Here is a 25,796-nt window from a genome sequence, read left to right as displayed (position 1 = left end):
GGGATCGCGACTGATCCTCCGCCTCATTCGCCGGCGCAATACCACATGGTGCCGCCAGCAGCAGCGGTCCCGACCACCAGAGACCCGACCGCGACCGGGGAGGCCGCGACCCCCATCGCCGCGACCCCCGCCGCCTGCATCGTGCCGACCACGGTGCCGGACGTCGCGGCCAGGATCGCGGCGCCCGGCCGCTGGGCTACGGCATCGAACCCTGCAACCGCCATCTCGTTCGCATTGCGCAGAGTCGCCGATCGCGCGCCGTTCACCTTCTCGCAGAAGGTCTTGCGGCAGACGGCATTGCCCCGCCGCGCGCCGACCTGCGCGCCGACATAGGTGTCGCCCGCCTTGTCCCAAAGCAGGCAATAGCTGCCGTCATCCTCCATCTCGTTCCGGCGCAGGATCTCGCGCAGGGTCACATAGCCCGGACAGGTGATGCGTCCCCAGCCGGAGAGGTTCTTCTCCAGCGAACCCACATTCTCGCGAAACTGGGCGTCGCGGAGATAATTCACCTCGGTCTTCTCGCCCATGATCGAGGTCTCGCAGGTCCAGAGCCGCTCATCTGGCGCGGGACTCTCCTGCGCCATCGCCGGCAGGGCCAACATCACCGAAATCAGAACCGCAACTGACCGCATCATCATCTCCGCTCGCCGAATCCGGGGAGAAAATCCGCAATGCCTGCAAGGGATGCAACCGCGAGGGCAGCCTCTTCCGCGCAATGTGATGCGGCCGCTTCGGTTTTCACCGTTTCTCAAATACCCATGCGGCCGCGCCACAAACGAAAAGGCCGCCCCCGAAGGGACGACCTTGAAACCCGACAAACTGAAAGTAATCAGTTCTTCGCGTAGAATTCGACGACCAGGTTCGGTTCCATCACGACCGGATAGGGCACATCGCCCAGAGCCGGAGTGCGAACGAAGCTCGCGGTCATCTTGTTGTGGTCGACTTCCAGATAGTCCGGAACGTCACGCTCGGTCAGGGCGACGGCTTCCAGCACGATGGCCAGCTGGCGCGAACGCTCGCGGATCGAGACGACGTCGCCTTCCTTCACGCGATAGGAGGCGATGTTGACGCGCTGGCCATTCACTTCCACGTGACCGTGGTTCACGAACTGGCGGGCGGCAAAGATCGTCGGAACGAACTTGGCGCGGTAGACGATAGCGTCGAGGCGGCGCTCCAGCAGACCGATCAGGTTCTCGCCGGTGTCGCCCTTGACGCGCTCGGCTTCCGAATAGATGCGGCGGAACTGCTTCTCGGTCAGGTCGCCGTAATAGCCTTTCAGCTTCTGCTTGGCGCGGAGCTGCGTGCCGAAGTCCGACAGCTTGCCCTTGCGGCGCTGACCGTGCTGGCCGGGGCCATATTCGCGACGGTTCAGGGGCGACTTGGCGCGGCCCCAGATGTTTTCGCCCATGCGGCGGTCGATCTTGTACTTGGCAGCGGTACGTTTGGTCATCGCTGATCTCCTTCTTATGTTGTCGAAGGGCGTTGTCCTCTGGCGCAAGGCCTGACAGGGTTCCCCTCGCGGGGTCCACCAACACCAATGAAGCGGCGCTTATAGCCGCGATATGCGCAGTGTCAAGCACCCCTTGAGCCGCGCGCCACATGCTCTTATGTCAGGGTGAAGGAACAAGGAAGGCGCGATGTTCTCGATCCCCGGCAAGTCCCCCGTCACCATCACCGAAGCGGCCGAACAGCAGATCGCCCGCCTCATGACCGCGAAATCCGCCAGCGGGCTGCGCATCGGCCTGAAGAAGGGCGGCTGCGCGGGGATGGAATACACCATGGAACTGGCCGAAGCCCCTTCCCCCGGCGACGAGGTCGTCGAACAGGGCGCGGCGCGTGTGCTGATCGCCCCCACCGCGCAGATGTTCCTTTTCGGGACCGAGATCGATTATGAAACCAGCATGCTCGAATCCGGCTTCAAGTTCCGCAACCCGAATGTCACCGACAGCTGCGGCTGCGGCGAATCCGTCAGTTTCGGCCCGCTGGAAGGCTCGCGTGCGCAGGTCTAGGCCTTTTTCCTCCCGTTAGCGCACACATCGCCCTGCCCGTCTTGATCGCGGCAGGGACGCAGCCTAATCCCTTGCCCTGTCACATGAAACAGGAGAGGCAGATGGCTCCGCGCAAGCTCGCCGCAGGCAATTGGAAGATGAACGGAACCCTGGCCTCGCTGGCCGAGATTGACCAGCTTGCGGCGGCTCTGCCCGCGGTCGGCTGCGATGTGCTGATCTGCCCGCCCGCAACGCTGGTCCACGCAATGGCCTCGCGCGCGGCCGGGAAGCTCGCCGTCGGCGGTCAGGATTGCCACGCGAAGGAAGCCGGCGCGCATACCGGCGACATCGCCGCGGTCCAGTTGAAGGATGCTGGCGCGAGCCACGTCATCCTCGGCCATTCCGAGCGTCGGACCGACCACGCGGAAACCGACGCGCAGGTCGCAGCCAAGTCGGTCGCGGCGCATCAGGCGGGTCTTGTCGCCGTGATCTGCGTGGGCGAGACCGAGGCGCAGCGCGATGCGGGCGAAACCCTCGACATGATCTCGGCCCAGCTTGCCGGATCGGTTCCCGATTGCGCCACCGCCGCGAACACCGTCATCGCCTATGAACCCGTCTGGGCCATCGGCACCGGCCGCACCCCCACCAACGACCAGATCGCCGAGGTCCATGCCCTCATGCGCGACCGCCTCGCCGCCCGCTTCGACGACGGAGGGGATTTCGGCCTGCTCTATGGCGGCTCGGTCAAGCCCGGCAATGCCGCCGAAATCTTTGCCATCCCGCATGTGAACGGCGCGCTGGTGGGCGGCGCCAGCCTCAAGGCCGCAGACTTCGGACCGATCATTTCGGCACTTTCCGACGCCTGAATTGGACATATGGAATGTCGTTCCTTTCATCAGGCATGAATTGGAACGGCATTTGCGCTTTATGGCCCAAGCGCCTCTTGCAAAGACCACATTCCCAAGCATAGGTCTCGCCTGACATTCAGGACGGACCCATGGCTGAGCCAGCAATCTCATTTCAGGACGTGACGCGCCGCTACCCCCAGAAGGGCGGCGCGGGCGACGTCGTGGCCTTGCAGGATATCTCGCTCGACGTGCCGCAGGGGGCGATCACCGGAATCATCGGTCGCTCCGGCGCGGGCAAGTCGACGCTCCTGCGCATGGTAAACGGGCTTGAGCGCCCCTCCTCCGGCAAGGTCATCGTCAACGGCCATGATGTCGGGATCGCCCCCGACGCCCAGCTGCGCGCGATCCGGCGCGAGGTCGGGATGATCTTCCAGCACTTCAACCTCCTCTCCTCGCGCACGGTGGCCGAGAATATCGCCCTGCCGCTGGAAATCGCCGGAGAGGACCGGAAAGCCATCGCCCCCCGCGTCGCCGAACTGATCGAGCGCGTCGGCCTGACCGCGCAGGCCAGCCGTTACCCGGCCGAGCTTTCGGGCGGGCAGAAGCAGCGCGTGGGCATTGCCCGCGCCCTCGCCACCGGCCCCCGCGTCCTGCTGTCGGACGAGGCGACCTCGGCCCTCGACCCCGACACGACCCGACAGGTGCTCGCGCTCCTGAAAAGCATCAACCGCGAGCTGGGGCTGACCATCCTGCTGATCACCCATGAGATGGGCGTGGTGCGCGACATCTGCAGCCACGTCGCGGTGATCGAGGCCGGGCGCATCGTCGAGGCCGGAGAGACCTATTCCGTCTTCTCGCGCCCCGGACATCCCACCACCCGCTCATTCCTTCAGGGCGTGACCGGCGTTGCCGTGCCGCAATTCGTCGCGGGCCAGCTCCGCGACCAGCCGCAGGGCGACGGGGCCGAGGCGGTGGTCCAGATCACCTTCATCGGCAATCACGCGACCGACCCGATGCTCGCGCGCCTGACCGCCGAACGCGGCGTCAGCGTCAACATCCTCGCCGGCGCGATCGAGGAAATCGGCGACCGGCCCTTCGGCAGCCTGATCGTCGGCCTGCCCTGCGACCGGCTCGAGGAATCGCGCCGCTTCCTCGAGGAACATGGACTTCTGACGGAGGTGCTTGGCTATGTCGGCTAACCTCATCCCCATCCTCTGGCAATCGACGCAGCAGACCCTCTACATGGTCCTGATGTCGACGCTGCTCGGCACGCTCATCGGCGCTCCGCTCGGCGTCTTTCTCGCCACCTCGCGCCGGGGCGAGCTTCTGTCGGCACCGGTCCTGAACACCGTCCTCGGCCTCATCGTGAACGCTGCCCGCTCGACGCCTTTCATCATCCTTGTCGTCGCGATCATTCCCTTCACCCGCCTGATCGCCGGCACCTCGATCGGAACGACCGCGGCTATCGTGCCGCTGACCATCGCCGCCGCCCCCTTCATCGCCCGCCTGATCGAGACCGCGATCCGCGAGGTCGATGCCGGCCTGATCGAGGCTGCGCGCGCCATGGGCGCGACGCCCGGCCAGATCGTGCGCAAGATCCTCGTTCCCGAGGCGATGCCGGGCATCATCCTCGGCCTCACCCTCGCCGTGGTCAGCCTGATCGGCTATTCCGCCATGGTCGGCGCCGTCGGCGGCGGGGGCCTTGGCGATCTCGGCATCCGCTACGGCTACCAGCGCTTCATGCCCGAGGTGATGCTGGCCGTGGTCGTCATCCTGATCGTCCTCGTCCAGCTCGTGCAAAGCTGCGGCGAATGGATCGCCTCGCGCTTCGACAAACGCGCCCCCCGCAACCGGGGCCGGTAATCTCCAACCCGAAAGGACAAACCATGCGCAAACTCCGCATTGCAGCCCTGGCTTCGACCCTTGCGCTGGTCGCAGGCATGGCCGCTGCCGAAGACATCAAGGTCGGCGTCTCGGTCGGCGAACATGCCGAGATCATGGAGCAGGTCGCCGAAGTCGCGAAGGGCAAGGGCCTGAACATCGACATCATCGAATTCACCGATTATGTCGTGCCGAACCAGGCGCTGAACGATGGCGACCTGCAGGCGAACAGCTTCCAGCACCAGCCCTATCTGGACAACCAGATCAAGGATCGCGGCTTCGACCTCGTCGCCATCGGCAAGACCATCACCACCCCGATGGGCGTCTACTCGCAGAAACTGAAATCGCTCGACGACCTGCCCGAGGGCGGCAAGGTCGCGCTGCCGAACGACCCGACCAATGGCGGCCGCGCCCTGCTGCTCCTGCAGGACAAGGGCCTGATCAAGCTCGCCGAGGGCACCGGCCTGACCCCGACGCCCCTCGACGTGACCGAGAACGCGAAGAACCTGAAATTCCTCGAACTCGACGCCGCCCAATTGCCGCGCGCGCTGGCCGATGCCGACGTGGCGGTCATCAACACCAACTACGCGCTGGAAGCGGGTCTCAACCCGGAAAAGGACGCGATCGCGATCGAGGCGGCGGAAAGCCCCTATGCCAACATCATCGTCGTCCGCACCGCCGACAAGGACGCAACCTGGGCCAAGGCGCTGGTCGAATCCTACCACTCGCCCGAAGTGAAGAAATATATCGAGGACAAATATCACGGCGCGGTCATCCCCGCCTGGTGATCCCTGCCCCCGGCAACCTTCACCGTTTTCCAAATACCCAAAAAACCAACGCCCCGCATCACGCGGGGCGTTTCCGATTTCATCCCCTCACTCGGGGCGCATGGACCCGGTGCGGCGCAGCCGGTCGTGCCAGCTCAGCGCCTCCTCCAGCAGATGCGGGGTATGCCCGCCCCGCAGCAATGCGCGGTCGTGGTAATCGGCGATCATGTCGCGCCAGTCAGGCGCCACGCAATTCGCGATGATGAGGCGCGCCCGCTCGCGCGGGGCAAGGCCGCGCAGGTCCGCCAGCCCCTGTTCGGTCACGAGGATATCCACGTCATGCTCGGTATGGTCGACATGGCTCACCATCGGCACGACCGAGGAGATCCGTCCCGCCTTGGCGGTGGACTTGCTGACGAAGACCGAGAAATAGGCGTTCCGCGCGAAATCGCCCGAGCCGCCGATCCCGTTCATCATGTTGGTGCCCATCACATGGGTCGAGTTCACATTGCCGTAGATGTCGAATTCCAGCGCGGTGTTGATCGCGATCAGGCCCAGCCGCCGCACGACCTCGGGATGGTTCGAGATCTCCTGCGGTCGCAGTACCAGCTTGCGCTTGTAGTCCTGGAACCGGTCCATCACCTGCCGGTATTTCGGGGCCGAAAGCGTGATGGACGAGCCGGAGGCGAAGATCATCTTCCCCGCATCCATCAGGTCGAAAGTGGAATCCTGCAGCACCTCGGAATACATCGTCAGGTCGTGGAACGGGCTGTCGATGAAACCGTGCATGACCGCGTTCGCGATGCTGCCGATCCCGGCCTGAAGCGGGTGCAGCGACGATGGCAGCCTGCCGCGCGCGACCTCGTTCTTCAGAAACTCGGTCAGGTGCCCGGCAATGGCGCGGGTCTCGGCATCTGGCTCGGTCACGGTCGAGGCGGAATCGAGCTTGGTCGAGATCACGATCGCCGCGATCTTCTCGGGCGGGATCGGGATATAGGGAAAGCCCGCGCGGCTTTCCGGCGTCACGACCGGGATCGGCGTACGCACCGGCCAATAGGTCGGGATATAGACGTCGTGCAGGCCCTCAAGCTCAAGCGAGTGGTTCAGGTTGATCTCGACGATCACCTGCTTGGCGAGGATCGCGAAGCTGGCCGAATTGCCGACCGAGGTGGTGGGCACGATGCCGCCATTCTCGGTGATGGCCGCCGCCTCGATGATGGCGATGTCGACGCCCGGCAACTGGCCGGTGCGCAACTGCTCGACCGTCTCCGACAGGTGCTGGTCGATATACATCACCTCGCCCGCATTGATGGCGTGGCGCAGCGAGGGATCGGACATGAAGGGAATGCGCCGCGCGGTCACATGCGCCTCGGCCAGGGTCTTGTCGAGGTCATTGCCCAGCGACGCCCCGGTCATCAGCGTGACCTTCAAGGGTTCCCGCTTCGCGCGCTCGGCCAGCGCCATCGGCACCGCTTTTGCCTCGCCCGCGCGGGTAAAGCCGCTCATCCCCAGCACCATGCCGTCGCGGATCAGGCTCGCCGCCGCTTCGGCGCTGACCACGCGATCGCGCAAACCCTTGTGCCGGATGCGGTTTTGGATTTCCTCGGACATGCGGTCTCCCCCGAACTCATTGCTTCGGATCTGCTTAGTTGGGGGCAGGGCTTCTGACAAATCAACCCAGCCATGCAATAACGGAAATGCCGGCCCGAAGGCCGGCTTTCGCGCATTCGCGGACGGGGTTCAGCGCCGGCGACCCAGCGCATAGGCTCCGTCGCCCAGCAGCGCCAGCGCCGCCATGACCACGGCCCAGAGCACCGGATACTCCCAGCCGCCGCCCGCATTGCTGAAGGTAAAGCCATTACCGCCATGCCCGAAGACCGCCGCGCCCAGCAGCACCGGCACCATCACCAGCGCCACCCAGCGGGTCTGGTAGCCGACGATCAGCGCCAGCCCGCCCAGAACCTCGATCAGGATGGTCAGATAGCCGAGGGCGCCGGGCAGGCCCAGCGACTCGAAATAGCCGGCGGTTCCGGCGGGGGTGAAGATGAAAAGCTTGATCAGGCCGTGGATCAGGAAAAAGAGGCCGGTCGAGGCGCGAAGGATAAGCGCGGCATAGTCGGCGCGGCTTTCGGCACTGGCCGTGCCGGAGAGGCTGAGATCGGTCATCTGGGTGTTTCCCTTTGGAAAGCTGTCGATGAGCGAGATATGAGGCTTTCCTCCTTTCGCGGAAATGGACATTATCAGGGAAATATTGTCGCCGGATTGGGGAATAAATGGATCGCCTTGACGGAATTCGTGCCTTTGTCGCGGTGGTGGACGCGGCCTCCTTCACGCGGGCGGGGAAGCGCATCGGCATCTCGAACAAGCTGGTCAGCAAATATGTCGCGGCGCTCGAGGCGCAGCAGGGCATCACGCTGCTGAACCGGACCACGCGCTCGCTGTCGCTGACACCCGCGGGCGAGCGTTTCCTTGTCGCCGCGCGCCGTGTGCTTGCCGCGGTCGAGGAACTCGACGCGCAGGCCCGCGCCGATGAAGGCGCGCTCGGCGGCAGGCTGCGTGTCACCGCGCCCGTGACTTTCGGCGAGATGTTTGCCGAGGTGCTGACACGGGATTTCCTGACCCTGCATCCGGCCATGTCGATCGACCTGCACCTGACCGACCGTTATGTCGACATGGCGGCCGAGGGCTTCGATCTTGCGCTGCGGATCGGGGTCCTGGGCGATTCAAGCCTGATCGGGCGGCGTCTTGGCCGGACGGAATCCCTCGTCGTGGCTAGTCCCGGCTATCTGGCCCGCCATCCCCGTCCCGCCCATCCTGATGAGCTGCGCGAGCATGTGAACATCCGTGACAGCAACTCGGCCTCGCCGGGGCGGGCCGCTTTCGTCATCGACGGCAAGGTGACCAGTGTGCCCCTGCCCGGCGCGATCACGCTGAACAGCCCGCGCGCCGTCCGCAATCTGGTGCTGGAGAACGCCGGTATCGCCATCATCCCCCGCTTCGTGGTCGAGCATGACATTGCCGAGGGGCGGCTGGAACGCCTGCTGCCGGACTTCCCCGGCCATCAGCTCGACATTCAGGCGCTGTATCTGCCGCAATCCTTCATTCCGCCCCGGCTGACCGCCTATCTCGATCACCTGCGCAAGAATCTCAGCCCGCTGCTCGGGAAAGCACCGCCCCCGGATTCATGATCCCGAGGGGGTCGAGCGCCGCCTTGATCGCCCGCATCGCGGCAAGCCGCGCCGGATCGCCCCAGCGTTCAAGTTCGCCGACCTTCAGCCGCCCGATGCCATGCTCGGCCGAGAACGACCCGCCACGGGCGACAGCGATCTCGTGAACCAGATGCGACAGCTCCTTGCGGCACTCATCATATTCCGAGCGATGCCGCCCCGGCGCCGGAAACAGGTTGTAATGCAGGTTCCCGTCGCCCAGATGGCCAAAGCAGTTCACCCGCAACTCGGCCCGCGCCGCCAGTTCGCGGCCCGCATCCCGGATGAAGCCCGCGATCTCGGACAGAGGCAGGCTGATATCGTGGCTGGCAATCGCGCCGATACGCTTGTTCGCCTCGGGGATATGCTCGCGCAGATGCCAGAAATCGGCGGCTTGCTGGCCCGATTGCGCAATGACGCCATCCGTGACCAACCCCTCCTCCATCGCGGCAACGAGGAGGTCTTCGAGGGCCTCGGCCGCGGACAGGCCTTGCGGTAGTCCGACCTCGACCAGCACCGACCATGTCGACTGTGGCAAGGGTTGGCGGATCTCGGGCAGCTTCTCGGCAAGAAAGGCAAGCCCGGTGCCGCCAATCAGCTCGAAGGCGGTGACGCCGCCCGCCATCCGCCCCTCGGCCAGAGCGAGCAGGGTCAGGGCGGCTTCCGGGCTTGGCACTTCCAGCATCGCGACCCCGACCTCCGGGGGCGGCAGGACCAGCTTCAGGCTGGCGGCTGTGATCACACCCAGCGACCCCTCGGCCCCGATCAGGAGGTCGCGCAGGTCATAGCCGGTATTGTCCTTCCTCAGCCGCTTCAGATCATGGACCACGCTGCCATCGGGCAAGACCGCCTCGATCCCAAGGCAAAGCGCCCGCGCCGTGCCATAGCGCAGCGCCGTGACGCCGCCCGCATTGGTCGCAAGGCAGCCGCCGATCGCGGCGGTGCCCTGACTGGCCAGCGAAAGCGGGAAAAGCCGCCCCTCCGCCTCGGCCGCGTCCCGCACGGCCTGAAGCGTCATCCCGGCCTCGGCGATCAGCACGTTCTCCTCGGGCCAGATGCCGCGCAGGGCCTGCATCCGTTCCAGCGACAGGATCAGCGGCGCCGGTCCCTCGGGCATGACCTGCCCGCCGACCAGCCCGGTGCCGCCGCCGCGCGTGACGATGCCGACGCGCGCCGCGGCGCAGGCCCGGACCACCGCCGCCACCTCCTCGGTCGAGCGCGGCGCGGCAATCAGCCCGGCCTGCCCCGCATAGCGGCCGCGCGGCTCCTCCAGATAGGCGGGCGTCACCGGACGCAGCACGCCCGCGGGCAGTCGCGCGGCAAGGTTTTCGTCGGCGGGGTTCAGGTCAGCGGGCACGTTCAGCGCACCTCCGTCTTGCCCCGGCGGTCATTCCTCAGATTGGCGTAGAGGACGTGATTGCGCCAGCGGCCGTTGATCTGCAGATAGCTTTGGGCCACGCCCTCATACTTGAACCCGGCCTTTTCCAGCACCCCGCGCGAAGCCGCGTTCTCGGGCAGGCAGGCCGCCTCGATCCGGCTGAGGTCCATGGTGACGAAGGCATGGCGCACCAGCGCACCGATCGCCTCGCGCATATAACCCTGCCGGGCGTGAAGCTGCCCGATCCAATAACCGATGGTCGCCGATTGCGCCGGACCGCGCCGGATATTGTCCAGCGTGATTGCCCCCAGCAGGACCGCGTCCTGCCGGATCAGGAAAAGCGGCAGCGCCGTGCCGTTGCGATTCGCGCGCTGCGCCCAATAGACCCGGTTGGTGAAGCTGCGCTTCGAGAGGTGATCGGCGGACCAGACCGGCTCCCACGGAGTCAGGAAATCACGGCTTTCGTCCCGCAGCGCCGCCCATGCCTCGAAATCGCCATGCGCGGGAAGGCGCAGCACCATCCGCTCGGTTTCCAGTCGAGGCGGACGGCGGCGGTTGAACATCAGGCGGCAAGCCTTTGGGACAGTTTCTCTCTGGTCGGAGCAGAGCGCACCGGGCCGTAGAGTGCAAGGGCCGGTCGCGCATTTCCGATCAGCCGCTCGGCATGGGCGCGCACATCGGCCACGGTCACCGCGTCGATACGCTCGGCCACCTCGGCGGGTTCCGAAACCTTGCCCCAGATCGCCAGCGACCGCGCCATCCGTTCGGCCTGCCCGGTCGGGCTTTCCAGCCCCATCAGCAACCCGGCCTTGAGCTGGGCGCGGGCGCGGGCGATCTCGGCCTCGGTCATGTCCTCGGCCGCGCGCTTCATCTCGTCCACGGTCAGGTTGGCAAGGTCGGCGATCTGGTCGCCCGAGGTGCCGGCATAGATCGTGACCATGCCGGTATCGTCGTGGAACCCGGATTGGGCAAAGATCGAATAGCAGAGGCCGCGTTCCTCGCGCACCTTCTGGAACAGACGCGAGGACATGCCGCCCCCCAGCGCCGAGGTCCAGATCTGCGCCGCGTAGAAATCGGGTGACATATAGCCCGGCCCCTCGAAGGCCAGCGCGAAATGGGCCTGCTCCAGCTTCTTGACGCGCCGCGTCTCGGCCCCCTGCCAGCGGGCAGGCTCACGCAGGGTCTGCGGGCGCGCCGGCAGATGCGAGAAGATCTGCTCGACCTGCCGGGTGATCCGGTCGTGATCGACCGCGCCGGCGGCGGCGACGATCATGCGCTCGGGGCCGTAATGCTCGGTGATGAAGCCCGAGAGGTCGCCCTTGTCGAAGGCGCTGACGCGCTCGGTCGGGCCAAGGATGGTGCGCCCCATCGGCTGGTCGGGATAGGCCGCCTCTTGCAGCCAGTCGAAGATGACGTCATCGGGCGTGTCCAGCGACTGCCCGATTTCCTGCAGGATCACGCCGCGCTCGATCTCGATCTCGCGCTGGTCGAAAATCGGGTTCAGCACGATATCGGAAATCACGTCCAGCGCCATCGAGACATCGCCGGCCAGCACCCGCGCGTAATAGGAGGTCACGTCGCGCGAGGTATAGGCGTTGATATAGCCGCCCACGTTCTCGATCTGCTCGACGATGTCCAGCGCGCTGCGCGTCGCGGTTCCCTTGAAGGCCATATGCTCAAGGAAATGGGCGATGCCGTTCTGTTCGGCGCGTTCGTCGCGGCAGCCGGCGCCGACCCAGACTCCGATCGAGGCCGAATGAAGGCCCGGCATGTCGCGCGTGATCACGCGCAACCCATTGGGCAGGGTGCTGATGCGGGTTTGGCTCACAAAGTTCTCCGTTCAAGGATCAGCGACTTAATGCTGCCCGCGTCGTTTTCAACCTGGGTGATCCGTTCGTCGCGCTCGAACAGGTCGGCCATATGCGGCGGCAGAGCCGGGCGAATGCCGATCGCCGCCTCGACCGCGTCGGGGAATTTCGCCGGATGCGCGGTGGAGAGGCTGATCATCGGAACGCCGGGGCGCAGATGCTCGCGCGCGACCTTCACCGCGACGGCGGTATGGGGGCAGATGACCTCGCCGGTCTCGTCGTGGATGGTGGTGATCATCGCCGTGGTCTCGGCCTCCGAGGCGCGGCCCGAGACATAGATCTCGCGCAGATGCTCAAGCGCGCCCTGGCTGATCGAGAAGCCGCCGGATTTCAGCTCGTCCATCAGCTGGCTGACGGCGGCGCCGTCGCGGCCATAGGCCAGCCACAGCGCGCGCTCGAAATTCGAGCTGACCTGAATATCCATCGACGGGCTGATCGAGGGCTCGACCGTGCCGGTCCGGTATTCGCCGGTCGTAAGCGCGCGGTGCAGGATGTCGTTCTGGTTCGTCGCGACGACGAGGCGGCCGATTGGCAGACCCATCGCCTTCGCGATCGAGCCCGCGAAAACGTCGCCGAAATTGCCGGTGGGCACGGTGAAATCCACCTCGCGCAGTGGCGCGCCGAGGCTGGAGGAGGCGGTGAAGTAATAGACGATCTGCGCCAGCACCCGCGCCCAGTTGATCGAGTTCACGCCGGCCAGCCCGACCCCGTCGCGGAAGTCGTGGTCGTTGAACAGATCCTTCAGCCGCGCCTGGCAATCATCGAAGGTGCCGTCGACGGCCAGCGCATGGACATTGGCATCGGCGGGGGTCGACATCTGGCGGCGCTGCACCTCGCTGACGCGGCCATGCGGATACATGATGAAGACATCGACATTCGAGAGACCCCGGAAGGCCTCGATCGCGGCCGAGCCGGTATCGCCCGAGGTCGCGCCGAGGATCGTCACCCGATTGCCGGATTTCGCCAGGGCAAGCTGGAAAAGCTGCCCGATCAACTGCATGGCGAAGTCCTTGAAGGCCAGCGTCGGCCCGTGGAACAGCTCCAGCAGGAAATGACCCGAGGCAAGCTGGACCATCGGCGCGCGGGCGACGTGGTCAAAACCCGCATAGGCGCGCGAGATCGCGCCCTTCAGCTCATCCTGGGTAAAGCTTTCGCCCACGAAAGGTGTGATCACACGCAGCGCCACTTCCTCGTAGGGCAGGCCCTCGAGTGCTGCGATCTCCCCGGCGGTGAAGGTCGGGATCTGTTCGGGAAGGTAAAGGCCGCCGTCGCGGGCAAGCCCGGTCATCATGGCCTGCGCGAAATCCAGAACCTCTGCCCGGCCGCGGGTCGAAACGTAGCGCATCATCGTCCTCTAGAATTGTCGTTGCCTGATACGCCAGATCAGGGCGACTGTCATCCCTGCCCAAACCACCGCGATCATGAACCACTGGACGGCGTAACTCAGGTGATTGTTGGGGATTCCCTCGATGGCGACGGGGATCGGCGCGACGCCCTGCGCATCGCCCCGAACCTCGGCGGCGACGACCAGCAGGGGCTCGGTCCCGAGCTGCGCGGCCATGGCCGGGACGTCGCGGGCGAACCAGATATTCTCGGCCAGATTGGGCGCGGGCGTGGCGCTGCCCTTCTCCTCGGGCCAGTGCAGGTTTCCGGCAACCTCCAGCTTGACGGGCGGGCGCGGGTCGCGCTTGTGGTCCTGATCGACGAAACCGCGATCCAGCAAGATGCGCCGGCCATCATCGGTGACGAAACCCGAGACGACCTGATAGCCGCCGCCGCTTTCCTTGGTGCCCGAGAGGACGTCGATCTCCTCTCCCGTGGTCTGGCCCGAGACGATCACCGGCAGGTATTTCATCTGCGCCTCGTATCCGGCGGGAAGGCTTGCGGGCGCGCCTTCGATCCGGCTCTGGATCTCGGCCAGCATCGTCTCCTTCCAGTCCATCCGTCGCAATTGCCAGAACCCCAGCGAGAGCAGGATGGCGCAGCCGAGGACGCCGACGATCACGGGAAATAGATAGCGGCGCATCTGCCCCTTCCAAAGAAAACGGCGCGAGGAACTGCCCCGCGCCGCCTGAACCTGCGTCAGAGCTTAGCGGCCCCAGATATAGACCACCACGAAAAGGAACAGCCACACCACGTCGACGAAGTGCCAGTACCAGGCCGCCGCCTCGAAGCCGACATGCTGCCTCTGGGTCATCTGGCCGCGCATCAGGCGGATCAGGCAGACGAAGAGGAAGATCGTGCCGATGATGACATGCAGGCCGTGGAAGCCCGTCGCCATGAAGAAGGTGCCGGCATAGACCGTATCGGCCAGGCCGAAGGCCGCATGGCTGTATTCATAGGCCTGCAACGCGGTGAAGCAGAGGCCGAGGATGACGGCGACGATCAGCCCGCGGATGGTGGTCTTGCGGTCCCCGTCATGCACGAAGGCATGGTGCGCCCAGGTCACGGCGACGCCCGAGAGCAGCAGGATCAGCGTGTTGATCAGCGGCAGGTGCCAGGGATCGAAGGTCACGATGCCTTCCGGCGGCCAGACCCCGTCCTTGATCGGGCTGTCCGGTCCCATCGGATACATGGCGTTCTTGATGAAGGCCCAGAACCAGGCGACGAAGAACATCACCTCGGACATGATGAACAGGATGAAGCCATATTGCAGGCCGATGCGGACGACCGGGGTATGTTCGCCCGTCTCGCCCTCTGTGATCACATCGGACCACCAGCCGAACATCACGTAAAGCACCGCGACGAAGCCGATCAGGAACATCCACGGCCCTTCGATCGGCGCGCCGAAGAAGGTGATGCCCTTCATCCAGGCGACGGCCCCGGTCAGCATCACGAAGGCGCTGATGGCCCCCAGAAACGGCCAGATGGACGGCGGAAGGATCTGGTAGTCGTGGTTCTTTACATGGGCCATGGCTGCGTTCCGCTGTTGCTGCGACTTGTTGCTCTAGTTGATCGTTGGGTCAGTTCCCGACTGCAGCGCCGCCTGTTTCGGCGCCGCGGGCTCGGTCCGGTGGAAGGTATAGGACAGGGTGATGTCACGCACCCTTCCTGCATCGCGGTCATCGACGATGCCTGCATCGACAAAGAAACTGACCGGCATCTCGATCCGCTCTCCGGGTTGGAGGGTCTGCTCGGTGAAGCAGAAGCACTGGATCTTGTTGAAATAATAGCCGGCGATCTCGGGCGCGACGTTATAGCTGGCCGTTCCGGTGATCGGCTCGTCGCTGGTGTTAACCGCCTCGTAGAAGGCGATGGCATTCTCGCCGATGCGCAACTCCATGTCGCGCTGCATGGGGCGGAAGGTCCAGCCCATGTTCGGGTCGACATTGGCGTCGAAGCGGACGCGCACCTTCTCCTCCAGCACCACGTCAGAGGCCGACGCGGCGACGTTGGTGGTGCCGCCATAGCCGGTGACGCGGCAGAACCAGTCATAGAACGGCACCGCCGCCCATGACAAAGCGCCCATCACCACAACGACGCCAAGAAGCATGGCGACCGTGCGGCCATTCGAACGCGGCGCGCTCATTGCCCGGCCTCCGGCCCCTGCTCCAACGCGGCGGCACCCGGCGTTCCCGGCACGGCGACCGGGCCGGCATTCGGCGCGGGCGGCGAGGGATCGCGCGGCAGCATCGAGGCGCGCGGCTGGTGGTCATAGCCTTCCATCATGTCGCCACTGGTGATCTTGGCGATCGAAAGCCCGAAGACCAGCGCCACAAAGGCAAGGAGCACGCCCAGCAGCCCGAGATTCCGGCTGCGCCGGCGTCTGTGCAACTCATGCTCGACCCGCGGCAGCATCACCATGCCCCGACCCAGTGCTGCGCCAGAAGCGCGAGGAAATGCAGGAACAGGTAATAGAGCGAGAGGCGGAAATAGCTTTTCTCGACCTTGTAGCCATCGGCATTCGCCTGCTCCTCGGTCCGGCGCAGGATGCGCCAGCCGCCGGCGATGAACAGAAGGTTCAGCACCGCGGAAACCGAAAGGTACAGCCAGCCGCCGACCGAGGTGAAGCCCAGCCAGATCGCGAAGGGCGCCAGCACCAGCGTATAGCCGAAGACATGGCGGCGCGTCGCCTCGCGCCCATGGGTCACGGTCAGCATCGGCACGCCGGCCTTGTGGTAGTCTTCCTTCATGAAGAGGGCGAGCGCCCAGAAATGCGGCGGCGTCCAGAAGAAGACGAGCGCGAACATCAGAAGCGATTCAAGGCTGATCCCGCCGGTGGCGCAGGCCCAGCCGATCATGGGCGGGAAGGCCCCGGCCGCGCCGCCGATGACGATGTTCTGCGGCGTCGAGCGCTTCAGCCAGATCGTATAGATCACGGCATAGAAGAAGATGGTAAAGGCAAGGAAGCCCGCCGCGAACCAGTTCGCCGCCAGCCCCAGCATCATCACCGAAAGGATCGAGAGCGCGACGCCCAGCCCCAGCGCATCCGTGCCGGGCACCCGGCCCGAGGGCACCGGCCGGCCGGCCGTGCGCTTCATCACCGCGTCGATATCCGCGTCATACCACATGTTCAGCGCGCCGGACGCGCCGCCCCCCAGCGCGATGAAGAGAATCGCGCAGAAGGCCACGAAGGGGTTCATCGGCTCCGGCGCGACCCACAGCCCGACAAAGGCGGTGAAGACCACAAGCGACATCACCCGTGGCTTCAGCAGGGCGACATAGTCTCCGAATCCGGCCTCGGCCGGCCCTTGGTATGCGTTGATATCGGTCACGTCCTGTCCTTATTCCGCCTGGGCCAGCTTGACCGGCTGGGCAGGCAGATAATCCGAAGCGTCGGCGGCGAACTCTTCCTTCGCGCCGGCGAGCCATGCGTCATACTTCTCCTGGCTCACGGCTTTCACCACGATCGGCATATAGGCGTGGTTGATCCCGCAGAGTTCGGAGCACTGACCGAAATACACGCCTTCGGTGTCGGCCTCAAACCACAATTGGGCGATACGTCCCGGCACGGCGTCCTGCTTCACCGCAAAGGCGGGGACGGTCCAGGCGTGGATCACGTCGGTCGCGGTCACTTGCACCAGGACTTTCTTGCCAATGGGCACGACGACCGGATTGTCGGCGGCCAGCAGGTATTCGTCCTCGCTATAGCCCGCATCGGCCAGCGCGTCCTTTTCAAGCAGCAGGGCGTCGAAGGCGATGCCGTCATTCGGATATTCGTAGGACCAGTACCACTGATGGCCGATCGCCTTGATGACGAGGTCCGGGTTCTCCGGCATTTCCTGGCTGCGGAACAGGATCGGCAGCGAGAAGGCGCCGATCGCGACCAGGATCAGGACGGGAACCAGCGTCCAGGTGATCTCGAGCGGGGTGTTATGGGTAAAGCGCGCCGGAACCGGGTTCGCCCGATGATTGTAGCGCAGGATACAGATCAGCAGCAGCAGACAGACGAAAATCGTCACCGCCGTGATGATATAGAGGACGAAATGGTCCAGCCATTGCTGATCATGGGCAAGCGGGCTCGATGCCGGTTGAAAGCCCATGCCGCCATTATGCGGCTTGCCGATGACCGGCAGATCGCCCAGCACCTCCTGCGCTACGGCCGGGATACCCGTCAGTGCCGCCAGTCCAAGGCCAGTTCCCGCCGCAGCAGCGCGGCGCATCGTCGCAAATGCCATTATCCCATCCCGTTGCCTACGTCCCGCCGGCGAGCCCAGGTTCCTCCAGCCCGGCCGACATTGGTATTGTTTGACAAGCATATCTAACCAGCCCGGGCAAGTCATACCTATCGACTTACGACCAAAAAACCCATAGTCGAGGCGTTCTGGCATAAGGACTTTCGCATGACCGACTCGCCGTTTTCGCCCTTCGAATCCCATCTCGACCGCAACCAGACGTTGCAGATCCTGAAGGATGCGCTGAATGGTGCAGATGACGGAGAGCTGTTTCTTGAGCGTTCGCGCGCCGAAACGCTGGTCTTTGACGACGGGCGGCTGCGCACTGCCAGCTATGATGCCGAACAGGGCTTCGGCCTGCGCGCGGTCCGGGGCGAGGTGACGGGCTATGCCCATTCCACCGAGATCGGCGAGACTGCATTGAGGAAAGCCGCCGAGACGGTGCGGCTTGCGGTTGGCGATGGCGGCGGCACGCTGGCGCTGCCCCCCTCGGGCAGCATCACGCCCCTTTACGCCGCGATCGACCCGGCCGAGGGGATCAGCTTTGCCCGCCGCGTCGCGCTGCTGCGCGAGATCGACGCCTTTGCCCGCGACCTCGACCCGCGCGTCGTGCAGGTCTCGGCCAGCATCTCGACCTCCGTGCAGGAGGTGGCGATTCTCCGCCCCGAGGGCGGGCTCGCCACCGATATCCGCCCGATGGCGCGGATCAATGTCTCGGTCATCGTCGAATCGAATACGCGACGCGAATCGGGCAATGCAGGCGGCGGCGGGCGAATCGCGCTCGACGGTCTGATCGCGCCCGAGCATTGGCAGGCCCAGGTCCGCGAGGCGCTGCGCATTGCGCTGGTCAACCTGCGCTCGGTCCCCGCGCCCGCCGGGGTGATGGACGTGGTGCTTGGCCCCGGCTGGCCCGGCATCCTGCTGCATGAGGCGGTCGGTCACGGGCTGGAGGCCGATTTCAACCGCAAGGGGCATTCGGCCTTTGCCGGCCTGCTGGGCCAGCGTGTCGCCGCGCCCGGCGTGACGGTGATCGACGACGGCACCATTCCCGACCGGCGCGGCTCGATCTCGGTCGATGACGAGGGGAACGCGCCCGGCCGCAACGTGCTGATCGAGGACGGCATCCTCGTCGGCTATATGCAGGACCGCCAGAACGCCCGGCTGATGGGGGTCGAGCCGACCGGCAATGGCCGCCGCCAGAGCTATGCCCATGCCCCGATGCCCCGGATGACCAATACCTTCATGCTGGCGGGGTCCGAGGATCCGGCCTCGATCCTCGCGGGCCTCGACGACGGGATCTACGCGGTGGGCTTCGGCGGCGGACAGGTCGACATCACCAATGGCAAGTTCGTCTTTTCCTGCACCGAAGCCTATCGGGTGAAGAACGGCAAGCTGGGTGACCCGATCCGGGGCGCGACGCTGATCGGCGACGGGGCGACCGCGCTCCAGAAGATCCGCGCCATCGGCAATGACCTCGCGCTGGATCCGGGCATCGGCAATTGCGGCAAGCAGGGGCAATGGGTGCCGGTGGGCGTCGGACTGCCCAGCCTGATGATCGGCGGGCTGACCGTCGGCGGCTCGGCCGCCTGAAGCCGCTAACCTGTCCTTAACCTCTTCCATGCCATCACATCCGGGCGGATGAGGCACAGGCATGGAATGATGGCAGACGCGATCCCCTTCGACCCCCACCACGGCTCCGGCCCCAGGGTCAATGCTCCGGCCGATGGCGGGCTTGCCGTGCTGCGCCTCATCCGCTCGCGCAGGGTGGGGGCCACGACCTTTCACCGCCTGCTTGCGGAACATGGCGACGCGGAAGCCGCACTGGCCGCCCTGCCCGAAATTGCGCGGGCGGCGGGGATCGGCGGCTATGCCCCCTGCCCCACCTCGCAGGCCGAGGCAGAGGTGGCGGCGGGCCTTCGGGCGGGTGCCCGGCTGTTGACATGGGACGATCCCGCCTATCCGGCCCGGCTGCGGGACATATCGGATGCCCCGCCCGTTCTTTGGGTCAGGGGCCGCGCGGATATCCTCGACCGCCTTCCGGTCGCGGTGATCGGGGCGCGCAATGCCTCCTCGCTGGGTCTGCGCATGGCGCGCGGCCTTGCGATGGGACTGGCTGAAGCCGGGGCGGTCGTGATCGGCGGTCTGGCCCGCGGCATCGACACCGTCGCCCATCAGGCGGCGCTGGAGGCGGGGACGGTCGCGGTCATGGCGACCGGGATCGACCGCATCTATCCGTCCGAGAATGCCGCGCTGGCCGAGGCGATCTGCGAAACCGGCCTTCTTCTCACCGAACAACCGCCCGGCAGCGAGCCGGTCGCGCGGAATTTCCCCGCCCGCAACCGGATCATCTCGGGCCTCTCGCGCGCGGTGGTGGTGATCGAGGCGGCGCATCGCTCGGGCAGCCTGATCACCGCCAAGGCGGCGCTGGATCAGGGGCGCGAGGTCATGGCGGTTCCAGGCCATCCGATGGATGCACGCGCCTCGGGCTGCAACGATCTGCTGCGCGACGGGGCGCTGCTGGTCAGGAACGCGCAGGATGTGCTGCAAGCCCTGATGGCCGAGGGGGCTGCGCCCCGGCACGCCAAACGGGGCATTTCAGAACTGCCGGGACAGGACGCCCCGCCGCCTCCGGTCCCCGCGCCAAGGGTGGCGGAGGACCGTGAGAACGGCGGGCCGGCAGGGATCGAGGGCCGGATCCTCGCCAGCCTCGGCACCGCGCCCACCGAGGAGAACCTGCTGATCCGCGACCTTGGCATTCCTGCCGCCACGATTGCCCCCGCCCTCCTGAAGCTGGAGCTTTCGGGCCGCATCCAGCGGTTGACCGGCGGCAGGATCTCTCGCCTCGCCTGAGGCCTGTCTCAGAAGAAGGCCTGCAACCCCGTGATCGCCCGCCCGAGGATCAGGGCATGGACGTCATGCGTCCCCTCATAGGTATTCACCGTTTCGAGGTTCGCGGCATGGCGCATCACCTGATAATCCTCCTGAATGCCATTGCCGCCATGCATGTCGCGGGCCATGCGGGCGATCTCCAGCGCCTTGCCGCAATTGTTGCGCTTGACGATCGAGATCATCTCGGGCGCGGCCTCGGCCTCGTCCATCAGGCGACCGACCCGCAGGCTGGCTTGCAGACCCAGCGAGATCTCGGTCATCATATTGGCCAGCTTCAGCTGGAAAAGCTGGGTATTGGCCAGCGGACGGCCGAATTGCTGGCGGTCAAGGCCGTATTGCCGCGCGGCATGGAGACAGAACTCGGCCGCCCCCAGCGCGCCCCAGCTGATTCCATAGCGCGCGCGGTTGAGACAGCCGAAAGGCCCCTTCAACCCCTCGACGCCGGGCAGCAGCGCCTCCTCGCCGACCTCGACGCCGTCCATGACGATCTCACCGGTGATCGAGGCGCGCAGGCTGAGCTTGCCGCCGATCTTCGGTGCGGAAAGGCCCTTCGCCCCCTTCTCCAGCACGAAGCCGCGAATCTTGCCGCCATGCGCCTCGGACTTGGCCCAGACGACAAAGACATCGGCGATCGGCGCGTTCGAGATCCACATCTTCGACCCCGACAGCACATAGCCATCCGCCGTCTTTTTCGCGACGGTCTTCATCCCGCCGGGGTCGGAGCCCGCATCAGGCTCGGTCAGGCCGAAGCAGCCGATCCACTCGCCCGAGGCGAGTTTCGGCAGGTATTTCCGGCGCTGCGCATCCGAGCCATAGGCGTGGATCGGATACATCACCAGCGAGGATTGCACCGACATCATGCTGCGATAGCCGCTGTCCACGCGCTCGACCTCGCGCGCGACAAGGCCGTAGGCGACATAGGAACCGCCCAGCCCGCCGAACTCCTCGGGGACGGTCACGCCCAGCAGGCCCATCTCGCCCATCTCGCGGAAGATCTCGGGGTCGGTCACCTCGTCGCGATAGGCGGCGATGGCGCGGGGTTGCAGCCGGTCCTGCGCATAGGCGCGGGCGGCGTCGCGCAGCATCCGCTCCTCCTCGGTCAATTGCAGCTCCAGCCGGAAGGGATCCTCCCAGTCGAAGCGGCCCAATTCGGGTGCATCCTTGGGTTTCAGTGCCATTCTATCCTCCTGCCCGCTACGGCCTTGCATTGTCGTCGGCTGATCGGCGGCTTATGGCCCGCGCCAGCCTGCTCACGGGTTCGTTCCGGAACTGCCGAACCCGCCCGCTGGTTTATGCTGCGACCCCCTTCAGGCGTCCATCGGAAAAGGAACCCGACATGCGTCGCATTCTGAATACGTCTACAGCCATTGTCGCAAGCCTGTCGCTGATCGCACCGCAGGTCGCACCGGCTTTCGCACAGGGCGCCCCTTCGCAAGAGCAGATCATCCTGCAGCAGAAACAGCAGCAAAAGCAGAAGCAGAGGGAGCAGAAGCAGAAAGCCGCCCGGCAGGAGCAGCAGAAAAAGCAGCAGCCCAAACCGCAGCAGCAGCGTGCCCAGGCCGAGCAGCCAAAGCCGCGCCAGCAGCCGCAGCAGGAGCGGCGCCAGCAACCGCAGCGCGAGGCGCAACCGCAGCGTGAGCAGAAGCCACAGCGTCAGGCCCAGCCCCAGCGCGAAGAGAAACCTCAGGCGCAGCCGCAGCGGGACCAGCAGCCGCCGCGTCATGCCCGGCCGCAGGGAGAGCAGCCGCCGCCGCGGGCTGACCGTCGCGAGGAGCGGCAGGCAGAAAAGCCCGCTCAGCGCCGTGAGGCTGACAATCCGACCCGTCGCCCGGCAAACCCGCAGGATGACGCGCGCGGGCAGCAATCGCGTCCGGCTGCGCAGGGCAATGCCCAACCCAAACGCACATCGCCGTCAGAACGCATGACCCCACCCCCGAATGCCCAAGAGCTGCGCCGCGCCATGGACGAAAAGCAGCGCCCACGGCCACAGCAGCGCGCCGGGGAGCAGCGCCAGACGCCGCCCGCCCGGACCGAGGAGCAGCGTCGCGACGCTCAGCGGCAGGCCGAGCAGCGGCGCCAGCAGAATGCCAAGGCGCGGCCGCAGCCCCAGCAGCTCAGCCCCGAGGAGATGCGCCGCCGGATCGACAGCCGGCAGGGCAAGACCGACCTTCCCGCCCCCGAGGCGCGCAGCCGTCCGAACGAGGTGATGCGCCTCGCCGCATCGCGCGATCAGGCGCCCAAGGCCGCCGCGCTGACCGCAGGCGCGGCGGGCAATGACAGGCGCGACAATGTGAGAGAGCGCCGCATCACTCAGGAGAACGCCCGCCGCTCGGATCAGGATTTCCGCAACCGGATCGAGGACGGCATGCGCCCGCGCGGCGGCCTGACCAACGAGGAGATGCGCCGCCAGCTCGACCGTCGCGAGCGAGAATTGCGCCAGGACGAACGCCGCGTCGATCGCCGCGAACGCGCGCTGGACCGCCGCAACGACTATTGGGATGACTACTACGACCGCGACAACGATGATGACGACGATAAAGGCAGCGACATCGCCAAGCTGCTGCTGGCCGGCGTCGCGGGATTTGCGGTCGGCAGGATGCTCAGCGGCAACCGGCAGGTCGCGCTGAACACCGGCGACCGGGCGGTCCTGACCCTGCCGGATGGCAGCCAGCAGATCGTGCGCGATGACAATGCCCTGCTCTATCGACCCGGCTCGGACGTGCAGACGGAAACCTTCGCGGATGGCTCGACCCGGACCACGGTGCTGCGTGCGGATGGCAGCCGCGTCGTCACCATTCGCGATGCGGACACGAACATCCTCCAGCGAACGCTGGTCCATCCCAACGGGACCGAGACGCGGCTGATGGACAATACCTATGTCCGCCCGGTGCAGATCTCGACCCTGCCGCCGCCGCAGCCGGTGGAATACAGCAACCAGCCCTGGGCCGAGGATGATCTGCGCACCGCCCTTCTGCGGGAATCGGCCACCGACCGGCGCTTTACGCTGGGCCAGGTCCGCGACATTCCCGAAGTGCGCTCGCTGGTCGCGCCGGTAAACGTGCCGGATGTGACCTTCGACTCGGGTTCGGCGGCGCTGACATCGGATCAGGCCGAGCAACTCGCGACATTCGGCAAGGTGATCCGCGACTCGATCGATAAGAACCCGAACGAGGTTTACATGATCGAGGGCTATACCGATGCCGTCGGCTCGGACGCGGCGAACCTTGCGCTGTCGGACCGCCGTGCGGAATCGGTGGCGCTGGCGCTGACCGAATATTATCAGGTTCCGCCCGAAAACATGGTCGTTCAGGGCTATGGCGAGCAATACATGCTTATCCCGAGCGACGGGGACGAGCGTGACAATCGCCGTGTCGCCATCCGCCGCATCACCGACCTGCTGGAACAGAGCGGCAGCTGAACGAAAAAACCGCGGGCCTCGGCCCGCGGTTTTGTTTTTACGGGCCGGGGATCAGCCGAGCGCGTAGCCGGTTCCCCGGACGGTCCGCACGGGATTGTCCCCGCCATTGACCATCAGCGCCTTGCGCAAGCGACCGACATGAACGTCGATCGTGCGCGTATCGACATAGATGTCACGGCCCCAGACCCGGTCGAGCAACTGCTCGCGCGTCCAGACCCGGCCGGGCTTTTCCATCAGCGTCGACAGCAGCCGGAACTCGGTCGGTCCCAGATGCAGGGCAGAGCCGCCGCGAAAAACGCGATGCTCGCCCGCGTCGAGGATGATGTCGCGGAAGGAGAGCCGCTCGCCCATCGAGGCGGGACGGGTGCGCCGAAGCTGGGTGCGCAGCCGCGCCATCAGCTCGACCACGGAATAGGGCTTGATGACATAGTCATCGGCGCCCGTCTCCAGCCCGCGGACCCGGTCCACCTCTTCGGAGCGCGCCGAGAGCATGATGATCGGGATCTGCCGGGTGTTCGGATCGGCCTTGACCCGCCGACAGACCTCGATCCCGCTGACATTCGGCAGCATCCAGTCCAGAACGATCAGGTCGGGCTGCTCCTCGGCGACCAGCAGCATGGCCTCGTCGCCATTCTCGGCCAAAACGACCGAGAAGCCTTCGGCCTCGAGGTTGTATTTCAGAACTTCGCGCTGCGCGCCCTCGTCCTCGACCACGAGAACGCAGGGTTGTGCCTGTGCCATGTTCTCAATCCTCGCCTTCGTTCAGCGTCGCGCGGGTGACGCTCTCGCTTTTCGGGCGCGCATCGTCGGGCAGCTCGCCCGTCGCCAGATAGATTACCTGCTCGGCGATGCCGGTGGCATGGTCGCCCATGCGCTCGATGTTCTTGGCGATGAAATGCAGATGCATGCAGGCGGTGATGTTGCGCGGATCTTCCATCATGTAGGTCAGGAACTCGCGGAAGAGCGCGTTGTACATCTGGTCGACTTCCAGATCCCGCTTGCGCACATCGGCCGCCAGCGCCGCGTCGCGCTGGATATAGCTGTCGAGCGCGTCCTTCATCATCCCCTCGACCGTGGCCGACATGCGCCGAAGCGCCATGCCCGAGCTTTCGACGGCGGGCATGTGGACAAGGACATGGCTGCGCTTGGCGATGTTCTTGGCATAGTCCCCGACCCGTTCGAGGATGGCCGAGATCTTGATGACGGTCAGCGCGGTGCGCAGGTCGGTCGCCCGGGGGGCGCGCAGCGCGATCAGCCGCGCGGCCTCCTCGTTGATCTGGTGCTCCAGCGCGTCGATGGCGCTGTCGCGGCGGCGCACGTCCTCGGCAAGCTCCTCGTCGCGGGTTTCGAGGGCGATGGCGGCGTCATGGATCGCGCTTTCGACCATGCCGCCCATCTTGACGACCAGCGCCTGGACGGTTTCCAGATCGCGGTCGAATGCCGACATGATATGGCGTTCGGAATTCATGGTAATATCCTTTGCAACCGGCTCAGCCGATACGGCCCGAAATATAGCTTTCGGTGCGGGGATCCTGCGGGCGGGTGAAGATGTCGTCGGTGCTGCCATACTCGACCAGATTGCCGAGGTGGAAGAAGGCGGTCTTCTGGCTGACCCGCGCGGCCTGCTGCATCGAGTGGGTGACGATCACCACCGAATAATCCGCGCGAAGCTGGTCGATCAGATCCTCGACCTGGCTGGTGGCGATCGGGTCGAGGGCCGAGCAAGGCTCGTCCATCAGCAGCACTTCAGGCTCGGTCGCGACGGCGCGCGCGATGCAGAGACGCTGCTGCTGGCCACCCGAAAGGCCGGTTCCCGGCTCGGACAGGCGGTCCTTGACCTCGTTCCAGAGCGCCGCGCCCCGCAGCGACTTCTCGACGATCTCGTCAAGCTCGGCGCGGTTGCGGGCCATGCCGTGGATGCGCGGGCCGTAGGCCACG

General features: G+C 65.8%; 28 protein-coding genes. 9 read left to right on the top strand and 19 right to left on the bottom strand.

Annotated elements, in window-relative coordinates:
* Positions 1–23 precede the first annotated feature (23 nt).
* Positions 24–632, bottom strand: a complete 609-nt coding sequence (locus tag VNQ78_RS04820; RefSeq protein WP_325687155.1) for a hypothetical protein — start codon at positions 630–632, stop codon at positions 24–26.
* Positions 633–829: 197 nt separating this feature from the next.
* On the bottom strand, positions 830–1,450 hold the full coding sequence (rpsD, locus tag VNQ78_RS04815; RefSeq protein WP_325687154.1) for a 30S ribosomal protein S4: 621 nt from the start codon (positions 1,448–1,450) through the stop codon (positions 830–832).
* A gap of 187 nt (positions 1,451–1,637) precedes the next feature.
* Here rpsD and VNQ78_RS04810 point away from each other — a divergent pair, with 187 nt between their 5' ends.
* The 5 genes from VNQ78_RS04810 (at position 1,638) to VNQ78_RS04790 (ending at position 5,505) form a co-directional block, all read left to right on the top strand.
* A complete protein-coding gene (locus VNQ78_RS04810; RefSeq protein ID WP_325687153.1) occupies positions 1,638–2,009 on the top strand; it encodes an iron-sulfur cluster assembly accessory protein in 372 nt (123 codons plus the stop codon).
* A 101-nt stretch (positions 2,010–2,110) separates the two neighbouring features.
* Positions 2,111–2,854 carry a triose-phosphate isomerase gene (tpiA, locus tag VNQ78_RS04805; protein ID WP_325687152.1) on the top strand — a complete coding sequence of 248 codons (744 nt, stop codon included), beginning with the start codon at positions 2,111–2,113 and terminating at the stop codon, positions 2,852–2,854.
* A gap of 131 nt (positions 2,855–2,985) precedes the next feature.
* A complete protein-coding gene (locus tag VNQ78_RS04800) occupies positions 2,986–4,035 on the top strand; it encodes a methionine ABC transporter ATP-binding protein (RefSeq protein ID WP_325687151.1) in 1,050 nt (349 codons plus the stop codon).
* Positions 4,025–4,699: a methionine ABC transporter permease gene (locus VNQ78_RS04795; protein ID WP_325687150.1), complete on the top strand. Its 675-nt coding sequence runs from the start codon at positions 4,025–4,027 to the stop codon at positions 4,697–4,699. The genes VNQ78_RS04800 and VNQ78_RS04795 overlap by 11 nt, the downstream gene beginning before the upstream one ends.
* 23 nt (positions 4,700–4,722) lie before the next feature.
* Positions 4,723–5,505: a MetQ/NlpA family ABC transporter substrate-binding protein gene (locus VNQ78_RS04790; protein WP_325687149.1), complete on the top strand. Its 783-nt coding sequence runs from the start codon at positions 4,723–4,725 to the stop codon at positions 5,503–5,505.
* 87 nt (positions 5,506–5,592) lie between these two features.
* On the opposite strand, the gene VNQ78_RS04785 is transcribed toward VNQ78_RS04790, so the two are convergent.
* Together VNQ78_RS04785 and VNQ78_RS04780 are read right to left on the bottom strand one after the other, a co-directional pair.
* The gene (locus VNQ78_RS04785; protein ID WP_325687148.1) at positions 5,593–7,095 is read right to left on the bottom strand and encodes an acetyl-CoA hydrolase/transferase family protein; all 1,503 of its coding nucleotides are present in this window, start codon (positions 7,093–7,095) and stop codon (positions 5,593–5,595) included.
* A gap of 129 nt (positions 7,096–7,224) precedes the next feature.
* Positions 7,225–7,650 (bottom strand): DoxX family protein, encoded by a 426-nt coding sequence (locus VNQ78_RS04780; RefSeq protein WP_325687147.1) that lies wholly within the window; start codon positions 7,648–7,650, stop codon positions 7,225–7,227.
* Between the two features lie 107 nt (positions 7,651–7,757).
* Here VNQ78_RS04780 and VNQ78_RS04775 point away from each other — a divergent pair, with 107 nt between their 5' ends.
* On the top strand, positions 7,758–8,672 hold the full coding sequence (locus tag VNQ78_RS04775) for a LysR family transcriptional regulator (RefSeq protein WP_325687146.1): 915 nt from the start codon (positions 7,758–7,760) through the stop codon (positions 8,670–8,672).
* Here the strand turns inward: VNQ78_RS04775 and VNQ78_RS04770 are convergent.
* The 10 genes from VNQ78_RS04770 to coxB all read right to left on the bottom strand — a co-directional run bounded on the left by VNQ78_RS04770 (position 8,632) and on the right by coxB (position 17,554).
* Positions 8,632–10,047 carry an FAD-binding oxidoreductase gene (locus VNQ78_RS04770; protein WP_325687145.1) on the bottom strand — a complete coding sequence of 472 codons (1,416 nt, stop codon included), beginning with the start codon at positions 10,045–10,047 and terminating at the stop codon, positions 8,632–8,634. The genes VNQ78_RS04775 and VNQ78_RS04770 overlap by 41 nt on opposite strands.
* A 2-nt stretch (positions 10,048–10,049) precedes the next feature.
* Positions 10,050–10,631 (bottom strand): GNAT family protein, encoded by a 582-nt coding sequence (locus tag VNQ78_RS04765; protein ID WP_325687142.1) that lies wholly within the window; start codon positions 10,629–10,631, stop codon positions 10,050–10,052.
* Positions 10,631–11,896: a pitrilysin family protein gene (locus VNQ78_RS04760; RefSeq protein ID WP_325687137.1), complete on the bottom strand. Its 1,266-nt coding sequence runs from the start codon at positions 11,894–11,896 to the stop codon at positions 10,631–10,633. Before VNQ78_RS04760 ends, VNQ78_RS04765 begins: the two co-directional genes overlap by 1 nt.
* Complete coding sequence (gene thrC, locus VNQ78_RS04755; protein WP_325687135.1) at positions 11,893–13,281, bottom strand: threonine synthase; 1,389 nt, start codon at positions 13,279–13,281, stop codon at positions 11,893–11,895. Before thrC ends, VNQ78_RS04760 begins: the two co-directional genes overlap by 4 nt.
* A gap of 9 nt (positions 13,282–13,290) precedes the next feature.
* Positions 13,291–13,962 carry an SURF1 family protein gene (locus VNQ78_RS04750; RefSeq protein WP_325687133.1) on the bottom strand — a complete coding sequence of 224 codons (672 nt, stop codon included), beginning with the start codon at positions 13,960–13,962 and terminating at the stop codon, positions 13,291–13,293.
* A 63-nt stretch (positions 13,963–14,025) separates the two neighbouring features.
* Positions 14,026–14,850 carry a cytochrome c oxidase subunit 3 gene (locus VNQ78_RS04745; RefSeq protein ID WP_325687131.1) on the bottom strand — a complete coding sequence of 275 codons (825 nt, stop codon included), beginning with the start codon at positions 14,848–14,850 and terminating at the stop codon, positions 14,026–14,028.
* Between the two features lie 33 nt (positions 14,851–14,883).
* A complete protein-coding gene (locus tag VNQ78_RS04740) occupies positions 14,884–15,465 on the bottom strand; it encodes a cytochrome c oxidase assembly protein (RefSeq protein WP_325687129.1) in 582 nt (193 codons plus the stop codon).
* The gene (locus VNQ78_RS04735; protein ID WP_325687126.1) at positions 15,462–15,740 is read right to left on the bottom strand and encodes a hypothetical protein; all 279 of its coding nucleotides are present in this window, start codon (positions 15,738–15,740) and stop codon (positions 15,462–15,464) included. The genes VNQ78_RS04740 and VNQ78_RS04735 overlap by 4 nt, the downstream gene beginning before the upstream one ends.
* The gene (cyoE, locus tag VNQ78_RS04730; RefSeq protein WP_325687124.1) at positions 15,734–16,651 is read right to left on the bottom strand and encodes a heme o synthase; all 918 of its coding nucleotides are present in this window, start codon (positions 16,649–16,651) and stop codon (positions 15,734–15,736) included. The genes VNQ78_RS04735 and cyoE overlap by 7 nt, the downstream gene beginning before the upstream one ends.
* A 9-nt stretch (positions 16,652–16,660) precedes the next feature.
* Entirely contained in the window at positions 16,661–17,554 is an 894-nt protein-coding gene (gene coxB / locus VNQ78_RS04725) for a cytochrome c oxidase subunit II (RefSeq protein ID WP_325687122.1), read from the bottom strand.
* 165 nt (positions 17,555–17,719) lie between these two features.
* Here coxB and tldD point away from each other — a divergent pair, with 165 nt between their 5' ends.
* Together tldD and dprA are read left to right on the top strand one after the other, a co-directional pair.
* A complete protein-coding gene (gene tldD / locus VNQ78_RS04720; RefSeq protein ID WP_325687120.1) occupies positions 17,720–19,141 on the top strand; it encodes a metalloprotease TldD in 1,422 nt (473 codons plus the stop codon).
* 69 nt (positions 19,142–19,210) lie between these two features.
* Entirely contained in the window at positions 19,211–20,401 is a 1,191-nt protein-coding gene (gene dprA, locus VNQ78_RS04715; RefSeq protein ID WP_325687118.1) for a DNA-processing protein DprA, read from the top strand.
* Positions 20,402–20,409: 8 nt separating this feature from the next.
* Here dprA and VNQ78_RS04710 read toward each other — a convergent pair whose 3' ends face one another.
* Both VNQ78_RS04710 and VNQ78_RS04705 read right to left on the bottom strand, forming a co-directional pair.
* A complete protein-coding gene (locus VNQ78_RS04710; RefSeq protein ID WP_325687116.1) occupies positions 20,410–21,618 on the bottom strand; it encodes an acyl-CoA dehydrogenase in 1,209 nt (402 codons plus the stop codon).
* Positions 21,609–22,334, bottom strand: coding sequence for a hypothetical protein (locus VNQ78_RS04705; RefSeq protein WP_325687114.1), 726 nt, complete (start codon positions 22,332–22,334; stop codon positions 21,609–21,611). The genes VNQ78_RS04710 and VNQ78_RS04705 overlap by 10 nt, the downstream gene beginning before the upstream one ends.
* Positions 22,335–22,361: 27 nt before the next feature.
* Between VNQ78_RS04705 and VNQ78_RS04700 the strand changes: the two genes are divergently transcribed.
* Positions 22,362–23,858, top strand: coding sequence for an OmpA family protein (locus tag VNQ78_RS04700; protein ID WP_325687113.1), 1,497 nt, complete (start codon positions 22,362–22,364; stop codon positions 23,856–23,858).
* 51 nt (positions 23,859–23,909) lie between these two features.
* On the opposite strand, the gene phoB is transcribed toward VNQ78_RS04700, so the two are convergent.
* From phoB to VNQ78_RS04685, 3 genes are all read right to left on the bottom strand, one after another.
* Complete coding sequence (phoB, locus tag VNQ78_RS04695) at positions 23,910–24,599, bottom strand: phosphate regulon transcriptional regulator PhoB (RefSeq protein ID WP_325687110.1); 690 nt, start codon at positions 24,597–24,599, stop codon at positions 23,910–23,912.
* A gap of 4 nt (positions 24,600–24,603) precedes the next feature.
* Positions 24,604–25,326: a phosphate signaling complex protein PhoU gene (phoU, locus tag VNQ78_RS04690; protein WP_325687108.1), complete on the bottom strand. Its 723-nt coding sequence runs from the start codon at positions 25,324–25,326 to the stop codon at positions 24,604–24,606.
* A gap of 22 nt (positions 25,327–25,348) precedes the next feature.
* Positions 25,349–25,796, bottom strand: a 448-nt coding sequence (locus tag VNQ78_RS04685) for a phosphate ABC transporter ATP-binding protein (RefSeq protein WP_325687106.1), incomplete at its 5' end; no start/stop codon positions are given.

The sequence above is a fragment of the Paracoccus sp. (in: a-proteobacteria) genome, from assembly GCF_035556475.1.
Classification (GTDB): Bacteria; Pseudomonadota; Alphaproteobacteria; order Rhodobacterales; family Rhodobacteraceae; genus Paracoccus.
The sequence above is the reverse complement of the archived record's forward strand: the minus strand, read 5'-3'. Positions and strand labels throughout refer to the sequence as shown.

Bases quoted from the DNA above. Each gene is read 5' to 3' on its own strand.
- VNQ78_RS04820 (WP_325687155.1), bottom strand. From the start codon at position 632: ATGCGGTCAGTTGCGGTTCTGATTTCGGTGATGTTGGCCCTGCCGGCG.
- rpsD (WP_325687154.1), bottom strand. From the start codon at position 1,450: ATGACCAAACGTACCGCTGCCAAGTACAAGATCGACCGCCGCATGGGC.
- VNQ78_RS04810 (WP_325687153.1), top strand. From the start codon at position 1,638: ATGTTCTCGATCCCCGGCAAGTCCCCCGTCACCATCACCGAAGCGGCC.
- tpiA (WP_325687152.1), top strand. From the start codon at position 2,111: ATGGCTCCGCGCAAGCTCGCCGCAGGCAATTGGAAGATGAACGGAACC.
- VNQ78_RS04800 (WP_325687151.1), top strand. From the start codon at position 2,986: ATGGCTGAGCCAGCAATCTCATTTCAGGACGTGACGCGCCGCTACCCC.
- VNQ78_RS04795 (WP_325687150.1), top strand. From the start codon at position 4,025: ATGTCGGCTAACCTCATCCCCATCCTCTGGCAATCGACGCAGCAGACC.
- VNQ78_RS04790 (WP_325687149.1), top strand. From the start codon at position 4,723: ATGCGCAAACTCCGCATTGCAGCCCTGGCTTCGACCCTTGCGCTGGTC.
- VNQ78_RS04785 (WP_325687148.1), bottom strand. From the start codon at position 7,095: ATGTCCGAGGAAATCCAAAACCGCATCCGGCACAAGGGTTTGCGCGAT.
- VNQ78_RS04780 (WP_325687147.1), bottom strand. From the start codon at position 7,650: ATGACCGATCTCAGCCTCTCCGGCACGGCCAGTGCCGAAAGCCGCGCC.
- VNQ78_RS04775 (WP_325687146.1), top strand. From the start codon at position 7,758: ATGGATCGCCTTGACGGAATTCGTGCCTTTGTCGCGGTGGTGGACGCG.
- VNQ78_RS04765 (WP_325687142.1), bottom strand. From the start codon at position 10,631: ATGTTCAACCGCCGCCGTCCGCCTCGACTGGAAACCGAGCGGATGGTG.
- thrC (WP_325687135.1), bottom strand. From the start codon at position 13,281: ATGCGCTACGTTTCGACCCGCGGCCGGGCAGAGGTTCTGGATTTCGCG.
- VNQ78_RS04750 (WP_325687133.1), bottom strand. From the start codon at position 13,962: ATGCGCCGCTATCTATTTCCCGTGATCGTCGGCGTCCTCGGCTGCGCC.
- VNQ78_RS04745 (WP_325687131.1), bottom strand. From the start codon at position 14,850: ATGGCCCATGTAAAGAACCACGACTACCAGATCCTTCCGCCGTCCATC.
- VNQ78_RS04740 (WP_325687129.1), bottom strand. From the start codon at position 15,465: ATGAGCGCGCCGCGTTCGAATGGCCGCACGGTCGCCATGCTTCTTGGC.
- VNQ78_RS04735 (WP_325687126.1), bottom strand. From the start codon at position 15,740: ATGGTGATGCTGCCGCGGGTCGAGCATGAGTTGCACAGACGCCGGCGC.
- coxB (WP_325687122.1), bottom strand. From the start codon at position 17,554: ATGGCATTTGCGACGATGCGCCGCGCTGCTGCGGCGGGAACTGGCCTT.
- tldD (WP_325687120.1), top strand. From the start codon at position 17,720: ATGACCGACTCGCCGTTTTCGCCCTTCGAATCCCATCTCGACCGCAAC.
- dprA (WP_325687118.1), top strand. From the start codon at position 19,211: ATGGCAGACGCGATCCCCTTCGACCCCCACCACGGCTCCGGCCCCAGG.
- VNQ78_RS04710 (WP_325687116.1), bottom strand. From the start codon at position 21,618: ATGGCACTGAAACCCAAGGATGCACCCGAATTGGGCCGCTTCGACTGG.
- VNQ78_RS04700 (WP_325687113.1), top strand. From the start codon at position 22,362: ATGACCCCACCCCCGAATGCCCAAGAGCTGCGCCGCGCCATGGACGAA.
- phoB (WP_325687110.1), bottom strand. From the start codon at position 24,599: ATGGCACAGGCACAACCCTGCGTTCTCGTGGTCGAGGACGAGGGCGCG.
- phoU (WP_325687108.1), bottom strand. From the start codon at position 25,326: ATGAATTCCGAACGCCATATCATGTCGGCATTCGACCGCGATCTGGAA.